The sequence below is a fragment of the Candidatus Clostridium radicumherbarum genome (genome assembly GCF_045310525.1).
Taxonomy (GTDB): domain Bacteria; phylum Bacillota; class Clostridia; order Clostridiales; family Clostridiaceae; genus Clostridium_AT; species Clostridium_AT radicumherbarum.
The window spans coordinates 1-15,276 of the sequence record NZ_JBJHZY010000010.1 but is presented as its reverse complement, the minus strand read 5'-3'; the positions used below and the strand labels follow the sequence as shown (position 1 = coordinate 15,276).

14 protein-coding genes and 1 other annotated feature are annotated in these 15,276 nt (G+C 35.7%); all 14 genes read left to right on the top strand.

What is annotated here, in order from left to right; all coding sequences use genetic code 11:
• Positions 1-441: EF-Tu C-terminal domain-related protein (locus tag ACJDUH_RS19625; RefSeq protein ID WP_406766927.1), on the top strand; the 441-nt coding region annotated here is incomplete at its 5' end.
• Between the two features lie 174 nt (positions 442-615).
• Complete coding sequence (gene rpmG, locus ACJDUH_RS19620; RefSeq protein WP_406766926.1) at positions 616-765, top strand: 50S ribosomal protein L33; 150 nt, start codon at positions 616-618, stop codon at positions 763-765.
• A gap of 33 nt (positions 766-798) precedes the next feature.
• Entirely contained in the window at positions 799-1,023 is a 225-nt protein-coding gene (gene secE / locus ACJDUH_RS19615; protein ID WP_406766925.1) for a preprotein translocase subunit SecE, read from the top strand.
• 46 nt (positions 1,024-1,069) lie between these two features.
• Complete coding sequence (gene nusG, locus ACJDUH_RS19610) at positions 1,070-1,591, top strand: transcription termination/antitermination protein NusG (protein WP_406766924.1); 522 nt, start codon at positions 1,070-1,072, stop codon at positions 1,589-1,591.
• Between the two features lie 83 nt (positions 1,592-1,674).
• Entirely contained in the window at positions 1,675-2,100 is a 426-nt protein-coding gene (gene rplK, locus ACJDUH_RS19605; protein ID WP_406766923.1) for a 50S ribosomal protein L11, read from the top strand.
• Positions 2,101-2,195: 95 nt separating this feature from the next.
• On the top strand, positions 2,196-2,885 hold the full coding sequence (rplA, locus tag ACJDUH_RS19600) for a 50S ribosomal protein L1 (RefSeq protein ID WP_406766922.1): 690 nt from the start codon (positions 2,196-2,198) through the stop codon (positions 2,883-2,885).
• Between the two features lie 47 nt (positions 2,886-2,932).
• Positions 2,933-3,061 (top strand) — a sequence feature (ribosomal protein L10 leader region).
• 50 nt (positions 3,062-3,111) lie between these two features.
• Positions 3,112-3,591, top strand: a complete 480-nt coding sequence (gene rplJ, locus ACJDUH_RS19595; RefSeq protein ID WP_406766928.1) for a 50S ribosomal protein L10 — start codon at positions 3,112-3,114, stop codon at positions 3,589-3,591.
• Positions 3,592-3,627: 36 nt separating this feature from the next.
• Entirely contained in the window at positions 3,628-3,996 is a 369-nt protein-coding gene (gene rplL, locus ACJDUH_RS19590) for a 50S ribosomal protein L7/L12 (protein WP_406766921.1), read from the top strand.
• Between the two features lie 302 nt (positions 3,997-4,298).
• Positions 4,299-8,000 carry a DNA-directed RNA polymerase subunit beta gene (gene rpoB, locus ACJDUH_RS19585; protein ID WP_406766920.1) on the top strand — a complete coding sequence of 1,234 codons (3,702 nt, stop codon included), beginning with the start codon at positions 4,299-4,301 and terminating at the stop codon, positions 7,998-8,000.
• 21 nt (positions 8,001-8,021) lie between these two features.
• Positions 8,022-11,564, top strand: coding sequence for a DNA-directed RNA polymerase subunit beta' (rpoC, locus tag ACJDUH_RS19580; RefSeq protein ID WP_406766919.1), 3,543 nt, complete (start codon positions 8,022-8,024; stop codon positions 11,562-11,564).
• Positions 11,565-11,683: 119 nt separating this feature from the next.
• Positions 11,684-11,926 carry a ribosomal L7Ae/L30e/S12e/Gadd45 family protein gene (locus ACJDUH_RS19575; RefSeq protein ID WP_406766918.1) on the top strand — a complete coding sequence of 81 codons (243 nt, stop codon included), beginning with the start codon at positions 11,684-11,686 and terminating at the stop codon, positions 11,924-11,926.
• 51 nt (positions 11,927-11,977) lie between these two features.
• A complete protein-coding gene (rpsL, locus tag ACJDUH_RS19570) occupies positions 11,978-12,355 on the top strand; it encodes a 30S ribosomal protein S12 (RefSeq protein ID WP_406766917.1) in 378 nt (125 codons plus the stop codon).
• Positions 12,356-12,505: 150 nt separating this feature from the next.
• Complete coding sequence (rpsG, locus tag ACJDUH_RS19565; protein ID WP_406766916.1) at positions 12,506-12,976, top strand: 30S ribosomal protein S7; 471 nt, start codon at positions 12,506-12,508, stop codon at positions 12,974-12,976.
• An 85-nt stretch (positions 12,977-13,061) separates the two neighbouring features.
• On the top strand, positions 13,062-15,125 hold the full coding sequence (fusA, locus tag ACJDUH_RS19560; protein ID WP_406766915.1) for an elongation factor G: 2,064 nt from the start codon (positions 13,062-13,064) through the stop codon (positions 15,123-15,125).
• Positions 15,126-15,276: the final 151 nt, after the last annotated feature.

The window sequence follows — 15,276 nt, the reverse complement described above, 5'->3', positions numbered from 1 at the left end:
GAAGAGAGAAGAAAGACAGTATGTACAGGAGTAGAAATGTTTAGAAAGCTTCTTGATCAAGCAATGGCAGGAGACAATATAGGAGCACTATTAAGAGGTATTCAAAGAACAGAAATCGAAAGAGGTCAAGTTCTAGCAAAACCAGGATCAGTAAATCCACACAAGAAATTTGTAGGTCAAGTATACGTACTAAAGAAAGAAGAAGGCGGAAGACATACACCATTCTTCGATGGATATAGACCACAATTCTATTTCAGAACAACAGACGTAACAGGATCAATCAAATTACCTGATGGAATGGAAATGGTAATGCCTGGAGACCATATAGATATGAACGTTGAGTTAATAACTCAAGTAGCAATGGATGAAGGACTAAGATTTGCTATAAGAGAAGGTGGAAGAACAGTAGGTTCAGGAGTTGTTACTAGCATTCTTGGATAATTAGAGACTAATAGGACTGGGTTTCTAAACCTAGTCCTTTATAAGTTTTAAAAAATATAGGAAAATTTAAAATTATTGACATGACTATCAACTTATGATAAATTATTTAAGTAGTATGCTGTGATAAGTATGCTTTGGCATTCTTACAAAGGTAAAGAGACGGAGGTGTAGATTGTGAGAGTGAAGATAACACTTGCATGTACAGATTGCAAACAAAGAAATTATAGTTCAATGAAGAACAAGAAAAATGATCCTGACAGAATAGAAATGAAAAAGTATTGTAAATTCTGCCACAAACATACACTTCATAAAGAGACAAAATAACACTGATTTATTATATTTAAGGATGTGAATTGAATGGCTGTTAATGGTAAAGTTAAAGAATCCAATAAGTCAAAGGTAAATATTTTTAAAAAGACTTATAGTGAAATGAAGGCAGAAGTTAAAAGAATAACTTGGGCATCAAAAAAAGAGACTAAAAAAGCAATAGCAGCTGTCTTAACATTTTGTGTTATTTATGTGGTTATGGTTGGAATATTAGATTTTGGATTCAGTAACCTCTTCAAGTTGATTTTTAAATAAACTAAAAAGGAGGTAGGGATTAAGTAGAAATACGATCCCTGAAATTATGGCAGAGAGAGCTAGATGGTATGTAGTTCATACATACTCGGGGTATGAGAATAAAGTTAAAGCTAATTTGGAAAAGACAATTGAGAATAGAAATTTTCATCATTTAGTACATGATATTCAAGTACCAATGGAAGAACAGGTTGAAATTAAGGATGGTAAGAAGAAAACTGCCCTTAAAAAGATATTTCCAGGGTATGTACTTGTTAAGATGATAATGAATGACGATTCTTGGTATATCGTTAGGAATACCAGGGGCGTTACTGGTTTTGTTGGTCCAGGATCAAAGCCTGTGCCGCTTACCGATGAAGAGGTTGAAACTATGGGTGTTACTGAAAAGCCTGTGGATATTGATCTTGAGGTAGGAGAAACCGTTAGGGTTGTATCTGGTCCGCTAGAAAACTTTATGGCTTTAATTCAGGAAATAAATACTGAAAAGCACAAGATTAAAGGTCTAGTTAGCATGTTTGGCAGAGAGACCCCTGTTGAACTTGAATTTAACCAGGTAGAAAAACTAAATTAGTACTTATAGGACTTAAAAAAACTAAGTCTTGATAAGTGGGAGGACATAAGTCCGTATTACCACATTATAGGAGGTGTAAACTCATGGCTAAAAAAGTTACAGGAATGATTAAACTTCAACTTCCTGCAGGAAAAGCAACTCCAGCACCACCAGTAGGACCAGCACTTGGTCAACATGGTGTTAATATTATGGGATTTTGTAAGGAGTTTAATGCTAAGACTGCGAATCAAGCAGGCTATATAATCCCAGTAGTAATAACAGTATATCAGGATAGATCATTTAGTTTCATACTAAAGACTCCTCCAGCTGCTGTATTACTAAAGAAGGCAGTTGGAATTGAAAGTGGTTCTGGTGTGCCTAACAAAACTAAGGTTGCTAAAGTTTCACAAGCTCAGCTTAGAGAAATAGCAATCACTAAAATGCCTGACTTAAATGCTGCATCTGTTGAAGCTGCAATGAGCATGATTGCAGGAACAGCTAGAAGTATGGGTATAACAGTAGAAGAATAATTAAAATTGAGTTTAATATCTACCAACATAAACGTGAAATTGCGTTTTTAGTGGGAGGTAAAAGACCGTTAATACCACAAGGGAGGTTTAGCAAAATGGGAAAGAATTATTTAGAAAGTGCTAAGCTTGTTGATAGAAATGTTCTATATACTTCAGGAGAAGCTATGGAGCTTGCAGTTAAGACTTCAAAAGCAAAATTTGATGAAACAATAGAACTTGCAGTTAGACTTGGTGTAGATCCAAGACATGCTGATCAACAAGTTAGAGGAGCAGTTGTACTTCCTCATGGAACTGGTAAATCAGTTAAAGTATTAGTATTTGCTAAAGGTGAAAAGGCTAAAGAAGCTGAAGCTGCTGGAGCTGATTTCGTAGGAGCTGAAGAGCTAGTAGATAGAATACAAAAGGAAAACTGGTTTGACTACGATGTAGTAGTTGCTACTCCAGATATGATGGGTGTAGTAGGAAGACTTGGTAGAGTCCTTGGACCTAAGGGTTTAATGCCAAATCCAAAGTCTGGTACAGTTACTTTTGATGTAACAAAAGCCATTGCTGAGATTAAAGCTGGTAAAGTTGAATATAGAGTTGATAAAACTGCTATAATTCACGTTCCAATAGGAAAAAGATCTTTTGGAGCAGAGAAACTAGCAGAAAACTTCCATGCAATAATGGAAGCTATAGTTAAAGCAAAGCCAGCAGCTGCAAAAGGACAATACGTTAAATCAGTATCTGTTTCAAGTACAATGGGTCCTGGAGTTAAGATAAATCCTGCTAAAGTGCTGGACTAAGGTTGACTTAAAATTATAACTTTGTTATAATACTATAGGTTAAACAAATTAAATATGTAAATATTCCGTAGACAGTAGGTGCGTAAGCGTAAAGGAAATTTCCAACCTACCGAGGGTTCCGATACATGATAAATATTGGTCTCTCCTGTCTGCGGAGGGACTTTTAATTTTATAAAGCAGTTCTGTACTGTGAGGAGGTGGACACACAGTGAGTAAAAATTTAGAAATGAAAAAAGCTAAGGTTCTTGAAATAAAAGAAAAAATGGAAAAGGCTCAAGGTATGGTATTTTCTAACTACCAAGGCTTAACAGTTGAAGAAGACACTGAGTTAAGAAAGAAACTTAGAGAAGCTGGTGTTGAGTATAAGATTTATAAAAATACTTTAACTACATTAGCTGCTAAGGAAATAGGACTAGAAGGTATAGAAAGCCATTTAGCAGGACCTTTATCAGTTGCTTTTGGATATGAAGATGCAACTGCACCTGCTAGAGTGCTTAATGACTTCGCAAAGACTCATAAAAAGCTTGAGCTAAAGGCTGCAATCGTAGAAGGAAATATCTATGACTCTAAAGAAGTTGAAAAACTTGCAGCTATTCCATCTAGAGAAGTACTTATATCTAAATTACTTGGAAGCTTCAAGGCTCCATTATCAAATCTTGCATACTTATTAAATGCAATTGCTGAAAAACAAAGTTCAGCAGAATAGTAAATAGAATAATAGAATTTTTGGAGGTGCTCTTAAATGACAAGAGAAGAAATTATTCAAGCTATAAAGAATATGACTGTATTAGAACTTAATGAATTGGTTAAAGCATGTGAAGAAGAATTTGGCGTAAGCGCTGCTGCTCCAGTTGCAGTTGCTGGTGGTGCTGGTGCTGCTGCTCCAGCTGCTGAAGAAAAAACTGAATTTGACGTAGTATTAGCAAGTGCTGGTGCTGAAAAGATTAAAGTTATAAAAGTAGTTAGAGAATTAACTGGTTTAGGATTAAAGGAAGCTAAAGAAGTAGTTGACGGAGCTCCTAAGACTATAAAAGAAGGCGCTTCAAAAGAAGATGCTGAAGCTATAAAAGCTAAACTAGCTGAAGTTGGAGCAACTGTTGAAATAAAGTAATTTCAATAATTACAGGAGGTGCTTTTATAAAAAGTGCCTCTTTTTTATATAAAAAGTGCTTCTTTTTTATATATGTGTTGACAAAAAGAGTATATTATGATAACATAGTTAATTGCATTGATTTATGAATATCGTAGGCATATTTTTGTATATTATTGCTTATTTTTCATAAATATGAATTTATTTGACATTTTAGGTTATACTAATACGATGAATCAAAAGAGCGTTTCCAAATGCACAAAGTCCTAGGGGATATTATGTGCTTTTGGTTATTTTTTACTTTATGCAAGGGGTGATAATACATGGTACATCCTGTCCAAGTTGGAAAAAGAACAAGAATGAGTTTTTCCAAGCTGAAAGAAGTAGCAGAAATGCCAAATCTAATTGAAGTTCAATTGGATTCTTACCAGTGGTTTCTTGATGAGGGTTTACAAGAAGTTTTTGACGACATAAACCCGATTACAGATTATACTGGGAATCTTGTACTTGAATTTGTTGGGTATAAGTTAGATTTGGATAATATCAAGTATTCTGTTGAAGAATGCAAGGAACGAGATGCAACATATGCAGCACCATTAAAGGTTAAGGTTAGACTATTAAACAAAGAAACTGGTGAAGTTAAGGAACAAGAAGTCTTCATGGGAGACTTCCCACTAATGACTGAGCAAGGCACCTTTGTTATTAACGGCGCAGAAAGAGTCATAGTAAGCCAGCTGGTGAGATCACCAGGAGTATATTACAGCTATACGGTGGATAAGACAGGTAAGAAGCTTTACGCTTCAACCGTAATCCCAAATAGAGGAGCATGGCTTGAGTATGAAACTGACTCTAATGACGTTATTTATGTAAGAATCGACAAAACTAGAAAACTTCCAATAACTATACTTGCAAGAGCTATGGGATTTGAAAGTGATGCTGAATTAACTTCATTCTTTAGTGATGAAGAAAGACTTAAAGCAACTATAGAAAAAGATAATACCAAGACTAAGGAGGAAGGTTTACTAGAGATTTATAAGCGACTTAGGCCAGGTGAACCTCCAACAGTTGATAGTGCTGTTTCCTTAATAGAGTCATTATTTTTTGACGCTAAGAGATACGATCTATCAAGAGTAGGTAGATATAAGTTTAATAAAAAATTAGGTTTACACCTTAGAATCACAAATCAAATATCTGCAAAAGATATTATCCACCCAATCACTGGAGAAATTCTCATACAAAAGGGCGAAAAAATTGATAGAGAGAAAGCTCTTGAGATTCAGGATTCTGGAATTAATTCTGTGGATATTGTCGTAGAAGATAAGGTGCTTACTGTAACAGGTAATAATTTCGTAAAATTAAGCAAAGTTGTTGATTTTAATATTGATGACCTTAATATCAGGGAATTAGTACATTATCCTGTATTAAAAGAAATATTAGATAATTACAGCGATGAGAATACAATTAAAGAGGAAATTAAAAAGAATATACATAGATTAATACCTAAGCACATTATTAGAGATGATATGTTTGCTACAATAAGTTATGAATTAGGATTAGCCTATGGAATCGGTCATGTTGATGATATAGATCATTTAGGAAATAGAAGATTGAGATCAGTTGGGGAGCTGTTGCAAAACCAATTTAGAATTGGACTTTCAAGAATGGAAAGGGTAGTCAAAGAAAGAATGACTATTCAAGATCAAGAGATTATTACTCCTCAGGCACTTATTAATATAAGACCTGTAGCAGCAGCAATAAAAGAGTTCTTTGGAAGTTCCCAATTATCACAATTTATGGATCAAACAAATCCGCTTTCTGAGCTTACTCACAAGAGAAGACTTTCTGCATTAGGACCAGGCGGATTATCAAGAGAAAGAGCTGGCTTTGAGGTAAGAGACGTTCACCATTCTCACTATGGTAGAATGTGTCCTATAGAAACGCCAGAAGGACCTAATATAGGACTTATTAACTCACTTGCAACCTTTGCAAGAGTGAATGAGTATGGCTTTATTGAAAGTCCTTATAGAATAGTAGATAAAAAAACTGGAAGAGTAACAAATGAAATACAATATTTCACAGCAAATGAAGAAGACGAATATCTTGTTGCTCAGGCAAATGAGCCACTTGATGAAGAAGGACGATTTGTCGACAAGAGAGTAACTGTAAGATCTCAGGAAGATATAATTTTTGTTCCTAGGGAAGATGTTGATTTAATGGACGTTTCACCTAGACAGTTAGTTTCAGTTGCAACCGCAATGATTCCATTCCTTGAAAATGATGATGCCAGCCGTGCTTTAATGGGATCTAACATGCAGCGTCAGGCTGTTCCGCTGTTAAAGGCTAGCGCTCCAATAGTTGGTACTGGAATAGAATATAAGGCGGCTGTTGATTCAGGGGTTCTTCCTAAGGCAAAAAATGCTGGTGTTGTTACTTATGTTAGTGCTAATGAAGTCAGAATAAAAAGAGATACTGATGGCGGCATTGATACCTATAGATTATTAAAGTTTAAGAGATCTAACCAAGGTACTTGCATAAATCAAAGACCTATAGTCAGCAAAGATGAAAAAGTTCAAGCTGGTACAGTTTTGGCAGATGGACCATCTACTGATTTAGGGGAAATAGCATTAGGTAAGAACATTCGTATAGGCTTTATTACTTGGGAAGGCTATAATTATGAGGATGCTATGCTTATATCTGAGAAATTAGTAGCTGACGATGTATTTACTTCAATTCACATTGAAGAATACGAAGCTGAAGCCAGAGATACAAAGCTTGGGCCAGAAGAAATAACAAGAGATATTCCTAATGTTGGTGAAGATGCACTTAAGGATATAGATGAAAGAGGAATAATCAGAATAGGTGCAGAAGTTAGATCCGGAGACATTCTAGTAGGAAAAGTTACTCCTAAAGGAGAAACAGAACTCACTGCAGAAGAAAGACTTTTACGTGCTATATTTGGTGAAAAGGCAAGAGAAGTAAGGGATACCTCACTAAGAGTACCTCATGGTGAAGCTGGTATTATAGTTGATGTTAAAGTGTTCACTAGAGAAAATGGAGATGAATTACCTCCAGGAGTTAATAAGTTAGTAAGATGCTACATTGCACAGAAAAGGAAAATTTCTGTGGGTGATAAGATGGCAGGAAGACACGGTAATAAGGGTGTTATTTCAAGAGTATTACCAGAAGAAGATATGCCATTTTTACCAGATGGCAGACCTCTTGAGATTTGCTTAAATCCTCTTGGTGTTCCTTCTCGTATGAATATTGGGCAGGTTCTTGAGGTTCATCTAGGTTGGGCAGCTGCCAACTTAGGATGGCATATTGCTACTCCTGTATTTGATGGTGCTACGGAATCTGATATTACTGAATGCCTTCAAAATGCAGGTTATGATATAGATGGAAAGACAGTGCTATACGATGGAAGAACTGGAGAAGCTTTCGACAATAGGGTTACCGTAGGATATATGTATATATTAAAGCTTGCTCACTTGGTAGATGATAAGATCCATGCGCGTTCAACAGGACCTTATTCATTGGTTACACAACAGCCGCTTGGAGGAAAAGCTCAGTTTGGTGGTCAAAGATTTGGTGAAATGGAAGTTTGGGCTCTTGAAGCATACGGCGCTGCTTACACTTTACAAGAAATTTTAACTGTTAAATCAGACGATGTTGTGGGTAGAGTTAAGACTTACGAATCTATTGTTAAGGGAGAAAATATTCCTGAACCAGGAGTTCCAGAATCCTTTAAGGTTCTAATTAAAGAGTTACAGGCTTTATGTTTAGATGTTAAGGTTCTAAATGATAGTAATCAAGAAGTCAAACTTAAAGAATCTGTAGAAGAAGAATTAGAGGAATTAGAAGTAAATATAGAAGGAACAGAGGAATTAATATCACCTGCTCCTATTGAAGAATTTATAGAATCAGACGATGATGTGGAAGAAGAGACAGAATTAGATTATGATGATCTTCCACTTGGCAACTTTGATGAAGATTTAGAGCTTGATGATTTTAATGATGAACACTAATTATGAAGGGAGGATGTACCCTTGTTTGAATTAGATAATTTTGATGCTATGCAAATAGGTTTAGCTTCACCAGAACAAATAAGAGAATGGTCAAGAGGTGAGGTTAAAAAGCCAGAAACTATTAATTATAGGACACTTAAACCTGAAAGAGATGGGTTATTCTGTGAAAGAATATTTGGACCTATTAAAGACTGGGAGTGTCACTGTGGAAAATATAAAAGAGTTAGATATAAGGGTATCGTTTGTGACAGATGCGGAGTTGAAGTAACAAAGGCAAAAGTAAGACGTGAGAGAATGGGGCATATTGAACTTGCTGCCCCGGTATCTCATATATGGTATTTTAAAGGGATACCTTCTCGTATGGGGCTTATATTAGATATGTCACCAAGGGCTCTTGAAAAAATACTTTATTTTGCCTCTTATGTGGTTTTAGACCCAAGGGAGACACCACTATTAAAGAAACAGCTTTTAACTGAAAAAGAATACAGGGAAGCTATAGATAAATATGGTGACGAAAGCTTTACAGCAGGAATGGGCGCTGAATCTATAAAAGTACTTTTACATGAAATTGATTTAGAGCAGCAATCTGTTGAATTAAAAAGAGAACTAAAAGATGCAAGCGGACAAAAGAGAATTAGAGTTATAAGAAGATTAGAGGTAGTTGAGTCCTTCAGAAAATCAGGAAATAGACCTGAATGGATGGTTATAGATGTTATACCTGTAATTCCTCCAGATTTAAGACCTATGGTTCAGCTAGATGGAGGAAGATTTGCAACTTCCGACTTAAATGACTTATATAGAAGAGTTATTAATAGAAATAACAGACTTAAAAAGCTTTTAGATCTAGGTGCACCAGATATTATAGTAAGAAATGAAAAGAGAATGCTTCAAGAAGCAGTAGATGCGTTAATAGATAATGGAAGAAGAGGGAGACCTGTAACTGGTCCTGGAAACAGACCATTAAAGTCCCTTTCAGACATGCTAAAAGGTAAGCAGGGTAGATTCAGACAAAACCTTCTTGGTAAACGTGTTGACTATTCAGGGCGTTCAGTTATAGTAGTTGGACCTGAACTTAAGATGTATCAATGTGGTCTACCAAAAGAAATGGCACTTGAATTATTTAAGCCATTTGTAATGAAGAAGCTTGTAGAAAGCGGAGTTGCACATAATATTAAGAGCGCTAAGAGAATGGTAGAAAGAGTTCAGCCTGAGGTTTGGGATGTATTAGAAGAAGTTATAGGACAGCATCCTGTACTCTTAAATCGTGCACCTACTTTGCACAGACTAGGAATTCAAGCATTCCAGCCAGTATTAGTAGAAGGTAGAGCTATTAAGCTTCATCCACTTGTATGTACAGCATATAACGCTGACTTCGATGGAGACCAGATGGCTGTACACGTTCCACTTTCAGTTGAAGCACAAGCTGAAGCTAGATTCTTAATGCTTGCAGCTAATAATATTTTGAAACCATCTGATGGAAAGCCAGTTTGCGTACCAACACAGGATATGGTACTTGGTTCTTACTACTTAACTATTGATAAAGACAATGCCAAAGGTGAAGGCAGAGCCTTTTTAGGTGAAGATGAAGTACTTATGGCATATCAGCTGGGAGAGATAGATCTTCACGCTAAAATTAAAGTTAAGCTTAGAAAAATAATAGATGGAAATGAATTAAGCGGTATTATTGAGACTACAGCAGGTAAATTAATATTCAATGAATCTATTCCTCAGGATTTAGGTTTTGTTGATAGGAGCATTCCAGGGAACAAATTAAAGCTTGAAGTAGACTTTTTAGTAAATAAAAAGAAATTAGGTAACATTATTGATAAATGCTATATGAAATACGGACCTAGTGAAACATCAGTTATGCTTGATAATATTAAGGCTAAGGGTTATCATTATTCCAGTGTAGGAGCTATAACAGTTTCAACCTCTGATATGATAGTTCCAGATGAGAAAAAGACGTTACTTGCTAATGCTGATGCTGCAGTAGAGAAAATAGAGAAGATGTATCGCAGAGGTTTCATATCTGAAGATGAAAGATATGAGAGAGTTATTGAAACTTGGTCTAAGACAACAGAAGATGTAGCCGATGCACTAATGGATAGCTTAGATAAATTCAATCCTATATTTATGATGGCAGACTCAGGAGCCAGAGGTTCTAAGAGCCAGATTAAACAGCTTGCTGGAATGAGAGGTCTTATGGCTAACCCATCTGGTAAGATAATTGAGCTTCCTATAAAAGCTTCCTTCAGAGAAGGTCTTGATGTATTGCAGTACTTTATTTCTACCCACGGAGCTAGAAAGGGTAATGCTGATACAGCACTTAAGACAGCAGACTCAGGATACTTAACTAGAAGACTAGTTGATGTATGTCAAGATGTTATTGTAAGAAGTGAAGATTGTGGTTCAACTGATGGATTTGAAGTATCTGAAATAAAAGAAGGAAATGAAGTCATTGAATCCTTAAGTGAAAGACTTACTGGAAGATATAGTACAGGTGACATAATCGATCCAGAAACTAAAGAAGTTATAGTTCCAAGAGATACTTATATTACTCCTAAATTAGCTGAAAAAGTTGAAAAAGCAGGAATCAAAAAAATAAATATAAGATCAGTGTTTACTTGTAAATCAAGATTTGGAGTATGTGCTAAATGCTATGGTATGAACATGGCTACAGCTCAAAAGATTAATAACGGTGAAGCTGTTGGTATAGTTGCAGCTCAATCAATAGGTGAGCCAGGTACACAGCTAACAATGAGAACCTTCCATACTGGAGGAGTTGCTGGTGCAGATATAACTCAAGGTCTTCCTAGAGTTGAGGAGCTATTTGAAGCTAGAAAGCCAAAAGGTCTTGCTATAGTAAGTGAAGTAGCTGGAACTGTAAGAGTTGAAGAAACTAAGAAGAAGAGAATAGTTTATATTCTTACTGAAGCTGGTGAAGAATTTAGTTATGATATACCATTTGGTTCTAGATTAAAAGTAAGCAATAATGATGTAATAAGTGCTGGTGATGAAATTACAGAAGGTTCTGTAAATCCACATGATGTATTAAGAATTAAAGGTATTAATGGAGTTAAAAATTATCTTCTTTCAGAAGTTCAAAAGGTTTATAGACTTCAAGGTGTTGATATCAATGATAAGCATCTAGAAGTTGTTGTTAGACAAATGACAAGAAAGATTAAGATAGAAGACTCCGGAGATACTGAATTACTACCAGGATCATTAATCGATATATTTGAATATGATGAAGAAAATTCTAAGGCTGAAGCTCTTGGTGGAAAACCTGCTTCAGGTAAGGTTTCTCTTCTAGGTATTACAAAGGCTGCCCTAGCAACAGATTCCTTCTTGTCAGCTGCATCCTTCCAAGAGACAACTAGAGTACTTACTGATGCGGCTATTAAGGGTAAGATAGATCCATTAGTAGGACTTAAGGAAAATGTACTTATTGGAAAGTTAATACCAGCAGGTACTGGAATGACGAGGTATAGATCCTTGAAAATCAATACTGAAAATGCAGAACAAGAAGAAGAAGCTTTAAATGATTCATTAGCCGAAGTTTAAGCATGTGTTAAGTTTATTGACATATGTAGTATTAAATGATAAAATACAATTTGTGTGATTTCTTAGGAATATAAGCTGAGTAATTATATTCCTAAGAAGTTGTTTTTGGGGGTTGCACTATGGTTGAAAGACTTGTAGGTAAAAAGGTTGTTGGAATAAAACAGAGTATTAAGGTTATGAAGAATAATGAAGCTAAAGCTGTATATGTAGCTAAAGACGCTGATTCTAGACTTATTGCACCTGTTATTAATCTAGCACAAGAAATTTCCCTAGAAATTAACTATGTAAGCACAATGAAGGATTTAGGCAAACTATGTGGAATTGACGTAGGAGCAGCTACAGCAGTATTGCTTAAAGATTAAAATTAGCTAACAACTATATTTATATAGAAGCAAAGAAAAGGAGGTGTAAATATGCCAACTATTAGCCAATTAGTTAGAAAAGGCAGGAAAGACGTTGAGACAAAATCAACAGCACCAGCACTAAAGGGAAGTCCACAAAAAAGAGGAGTTTGTACTGTAGTAAAAACAACAACTCCAAAGAAGCCTAACTCAGCTCTTAGAAAAATTGCAAAGGTTAGACTTACAAATGGATATGAAGTATTAGCTTATATCCCAGGTGTAGGCCACAATCTACAAGAGCACAGCGTTGTTCTTATTAGAGGTGGAAGAGTAAAAGACCTTCCTGGTGTTAGATACCATATTGTCAGAGGAGCATTAGACTCAGCTGGAGTAGCTAACAGATTACAAGGAAGATCTAAGTATGGTGCAAAGAGACCTAAGAAAAAATAGGCTCTTAAGTTAAATAGTGCTACGTCTTCAGCATTTATATATAAATAGTACAATTTATTGATATATATTAGAATTGAAGTACAAAGCACTTATCGGCAAAACTGCCGAGTACCTATGAACTTAAATTCAAATGTTAAGGAGGGAAGAAAAGTGCCAAGAAAAGGACATATTGCAAAAAGAGATGTATTACCAGATCCAATGTACAATAGCAAGGTTGTTACTAAGTTAATTAACAACATTATGCTAGATGGTAAGAAAGGAGTAGCTCAAAGAGTTACTTATGATGCATTCACTATTATAGCTGAAAAGACAGGTAAAGATCCATTAGAGGTTTTTGAAACAGCTATGAACAATGTAATGCCATTACTTGAAGTAAAGGCAAGAAGAATTGGTGGAGCTACTTACCAAGTTCCTATGGAAGTTAGAGCAGAAAGAAGACAGACACTAGGTATAAGATGGATACTTGATGCTACTCATAAGAGAGGCGAAAAGTACATGAGACTTAAGCTTGCTGGCGAATTAATGGATGCTGCTAACAACACAGGAGCTGCTGTTAAGAAGAGAGAAGATACTCATAAAATGGCTGAAGCTAATAAGGCTTTTGCTCATTACAGATATTAATATTAAAACTGTTTTGGCTTAGCCAAAACAGTTTTATAAAATTATAATTTACGAAGATTATGAACATCGAGAGGAGGAAAAAAGCGTGGCTAGACAGTTTCCTTTAGAAAAGTTTAGAAACATAGGTATAATGGCACATATAGATGCAGGTAAAACCACTACTACTGAACGTGTTCTGTTTTACACTGGAAGAACTCACAAAATAGGTGAAGTTCACGAAGGTGCAGCTACAATGGACTGGATGGTTCAGGAACAAGAGAGAGGTATTACTATTACATCTGCTGCTACTACAGCTCAATGGAAAGGGCATGCAATAAATATTATAGATACACCAGGACACGTAGACTTTACAGTTGAAGTTGAAAGATCTTTAAGAGTACTTGATGGTGCTGTTACTGTTCTTGATGCTAAGAGTGGTGTTGAACCACAAACTGAGACTGTATGGAGACAGGCAGACAAGTATGGTGTACCAAGAATGGTATATGTAAACAAGATGGATGCAACCGGAGCTGATTTCTTCCGTTGTGTGGCTACATTAAGAGATAGATTAAAGGCTAATGCAGTTCCAATTCAGATACCAGTAGGTCAAGAATCAGAATTTGCTGGAATGGTTGATTTAATTAGAAATGTTGCTATACTACATAAGAATGACCTAGGAACTGAAATAGTAGAAGAAGAGATTCCAAGTAACCTAAAAGCTCAAGCAGAAGAATACAGAGCTGCAATGGTTGAAGCTATAGCAGATACTGATGAAGAATTAATGATGAAGTATCTTGAAGGGGAAGAAATAACAGAGGAGGAACTTAACGTTGCTCTTAGAAAAGCTGTTATTTCAAACACAGTAGTACCAGTAATTTGTGGATCTTCTTATAAAAATAAAGGGGTTCAAGAGATGCTTGATGCAGTTGTTGCATACATGCCATCACCACTAGATATCGCAGCAATTAAAGGTACTAATCCAGATGATGGTTCAGAAGATGAAAGACCTGCTGATGATAATGCACCTATGGCTGCATTAGCATTTAAAATTGCTACAGACCCATTTGTAGGAAGACTTGCATTTACAAGAGTATATTCTGGAATTATGGTGAGTGGTACTTATGTACTTAACTCCACAAAAGGTAAGAAAGAAAGAATAGGTAGACTTGTTAAGATGCATGCTAATCACAGAGAAGAAGTAGAAGAATTACGTGCAGGTGATTTAGGTGCTATAGTTGGATTAAAGGATACAACTACAGGAGATACACTTTGTGTTGATTCAGCTCCTATAATTCTTGAAAAGATGGAATTCCCAGAACCAGTTATAGACGTAGCTATAGAGCCAAAGACTAAAGCTGGTCAAGAAAAGATGGGGCTTGCACTTGCTAAGCTTGCTGAAGAAGACCCAACCTTTAGAACACATACTGATCAAGAAACAGGTCAAACAATTATATCAGGAATGGGAGAACTTCATCTTGAAATTATTGTTGACAGACTTCAAAGAGAGTTTAAAGTAGAATGTAATGTTGGTAAGCCTCAAGTTGCATACAAAGAAACTATTCGTAAAGCTGTTAAGGCTGAAGGTAAGTTTGTTAGACAGTCAGGTGGACGCGGACAATACGGACATTGCTGGATAGAAATGATTCCTACTGAGGGTGAATATGTATTTGAAAATGCTATAGTTGGTGGAGCTATTCCAAAAGAATATATTGCGCCAATTGATAATGGTATTAGAGAAGCAGCTCAAAGTGGTATACTTGGTGGATATCAAGTTATGAACTTTAAGATTAAATTATTTGATGGATCCTACCATGATGTAGACTCATCAGAAATGGCATTTAAGATTGCTGGATCTATGGCATTTAAGAATGCTATGGCTAAAGCTGATCCAGTTTTACTTGAACCAGTTGAAAAAGTAGAAGTAACTGTTCCTGAAGAATATATGGGAGACGTTATAGGAGACTTGAATTCTAGAAGAGGTAGAATTGAAGGCATGGAGGAAAGATCTGGAGCTCAAATTATAAGATCCTTCGTTCCACTTTCAGAAATGTTTGGATATGCAACTGTTCTTAGATCAAGAACACAAGGTAGAGGAGTTTATTCAATGGAATTTGACCATTTTGAAGAAGTTCCTAAGAGCATACAAGAACAAGTTGTTGCTACTAAGTAATACCATATATTTAATCGAAAACTGTTTTAACTTTATTAATTCTATATAATAAAATTATTACGTAACAGATAGATAAGGGAGGAAAAAGAAATGGCAAAGGCAAAATTTGAAAGAAATAAGCCACATGTTAACATTGGAACAATAGGACACG

Coding starts and splice junctions, on each gene's coding strand:
- secE (WP_406766925.1), top strand. CDS start 799: ATGGCTGTTAATGGTAAAGTTAAAGAATCCAATAAGTCAAAGGTAAAT.
- nusG (WP_406766924.1), top strand. CDS start 1,070: ATGGCAGAGAGAGCTAGATGGTATGTAGTTCATACATACTCGGGGTAT.
- rplK (WP_406766923.1), top strand. CDS start 1,675: ATGGCTAAAAAAGTTACAGGAATGATTAAACTTCAACTTCCTGCAGGA.
- rplA (WP_406766922.1), top strand. CDS start 2,196: ATGGGAAAGAATTATTTAGAAAGTGCTAAGCTTGTTGATAGAAATGTT.
- rplJ (WP_406766928.1), top strand. CDS start 3,112: ATGAAAAAAGCTAAGGTTCTTGAAATAAAAGAAAAAATGGAAAAGGCT.
- rplL (WP_406766921.1), top strand. CDS start 3,628: ATGACAAGAGAAGAAATTATTCAAGCTATAAAGAATATGACTGTATTA.
- rpoB (WP_406766920.1), top strand. CDS start 4,299: ATGGTACATCCTGTCCAAGTTGGAAAAAGAACAAGAATGAGTTTTTCC.
- ACJDUH_RS19575 (WP_406766918.1), top strand. CDS start 11,684: ATGGTTGAAAGACTTGTAGGTAAAAAGGTTGTTGGAATAAAACAGAGT.
- rpsL (WP_406766917.1), top strand. CDS start 11,978: ATGCCAACTATTAGCCAATTAGTTAGAAAAGGCAGGAAAGACGTTGAG.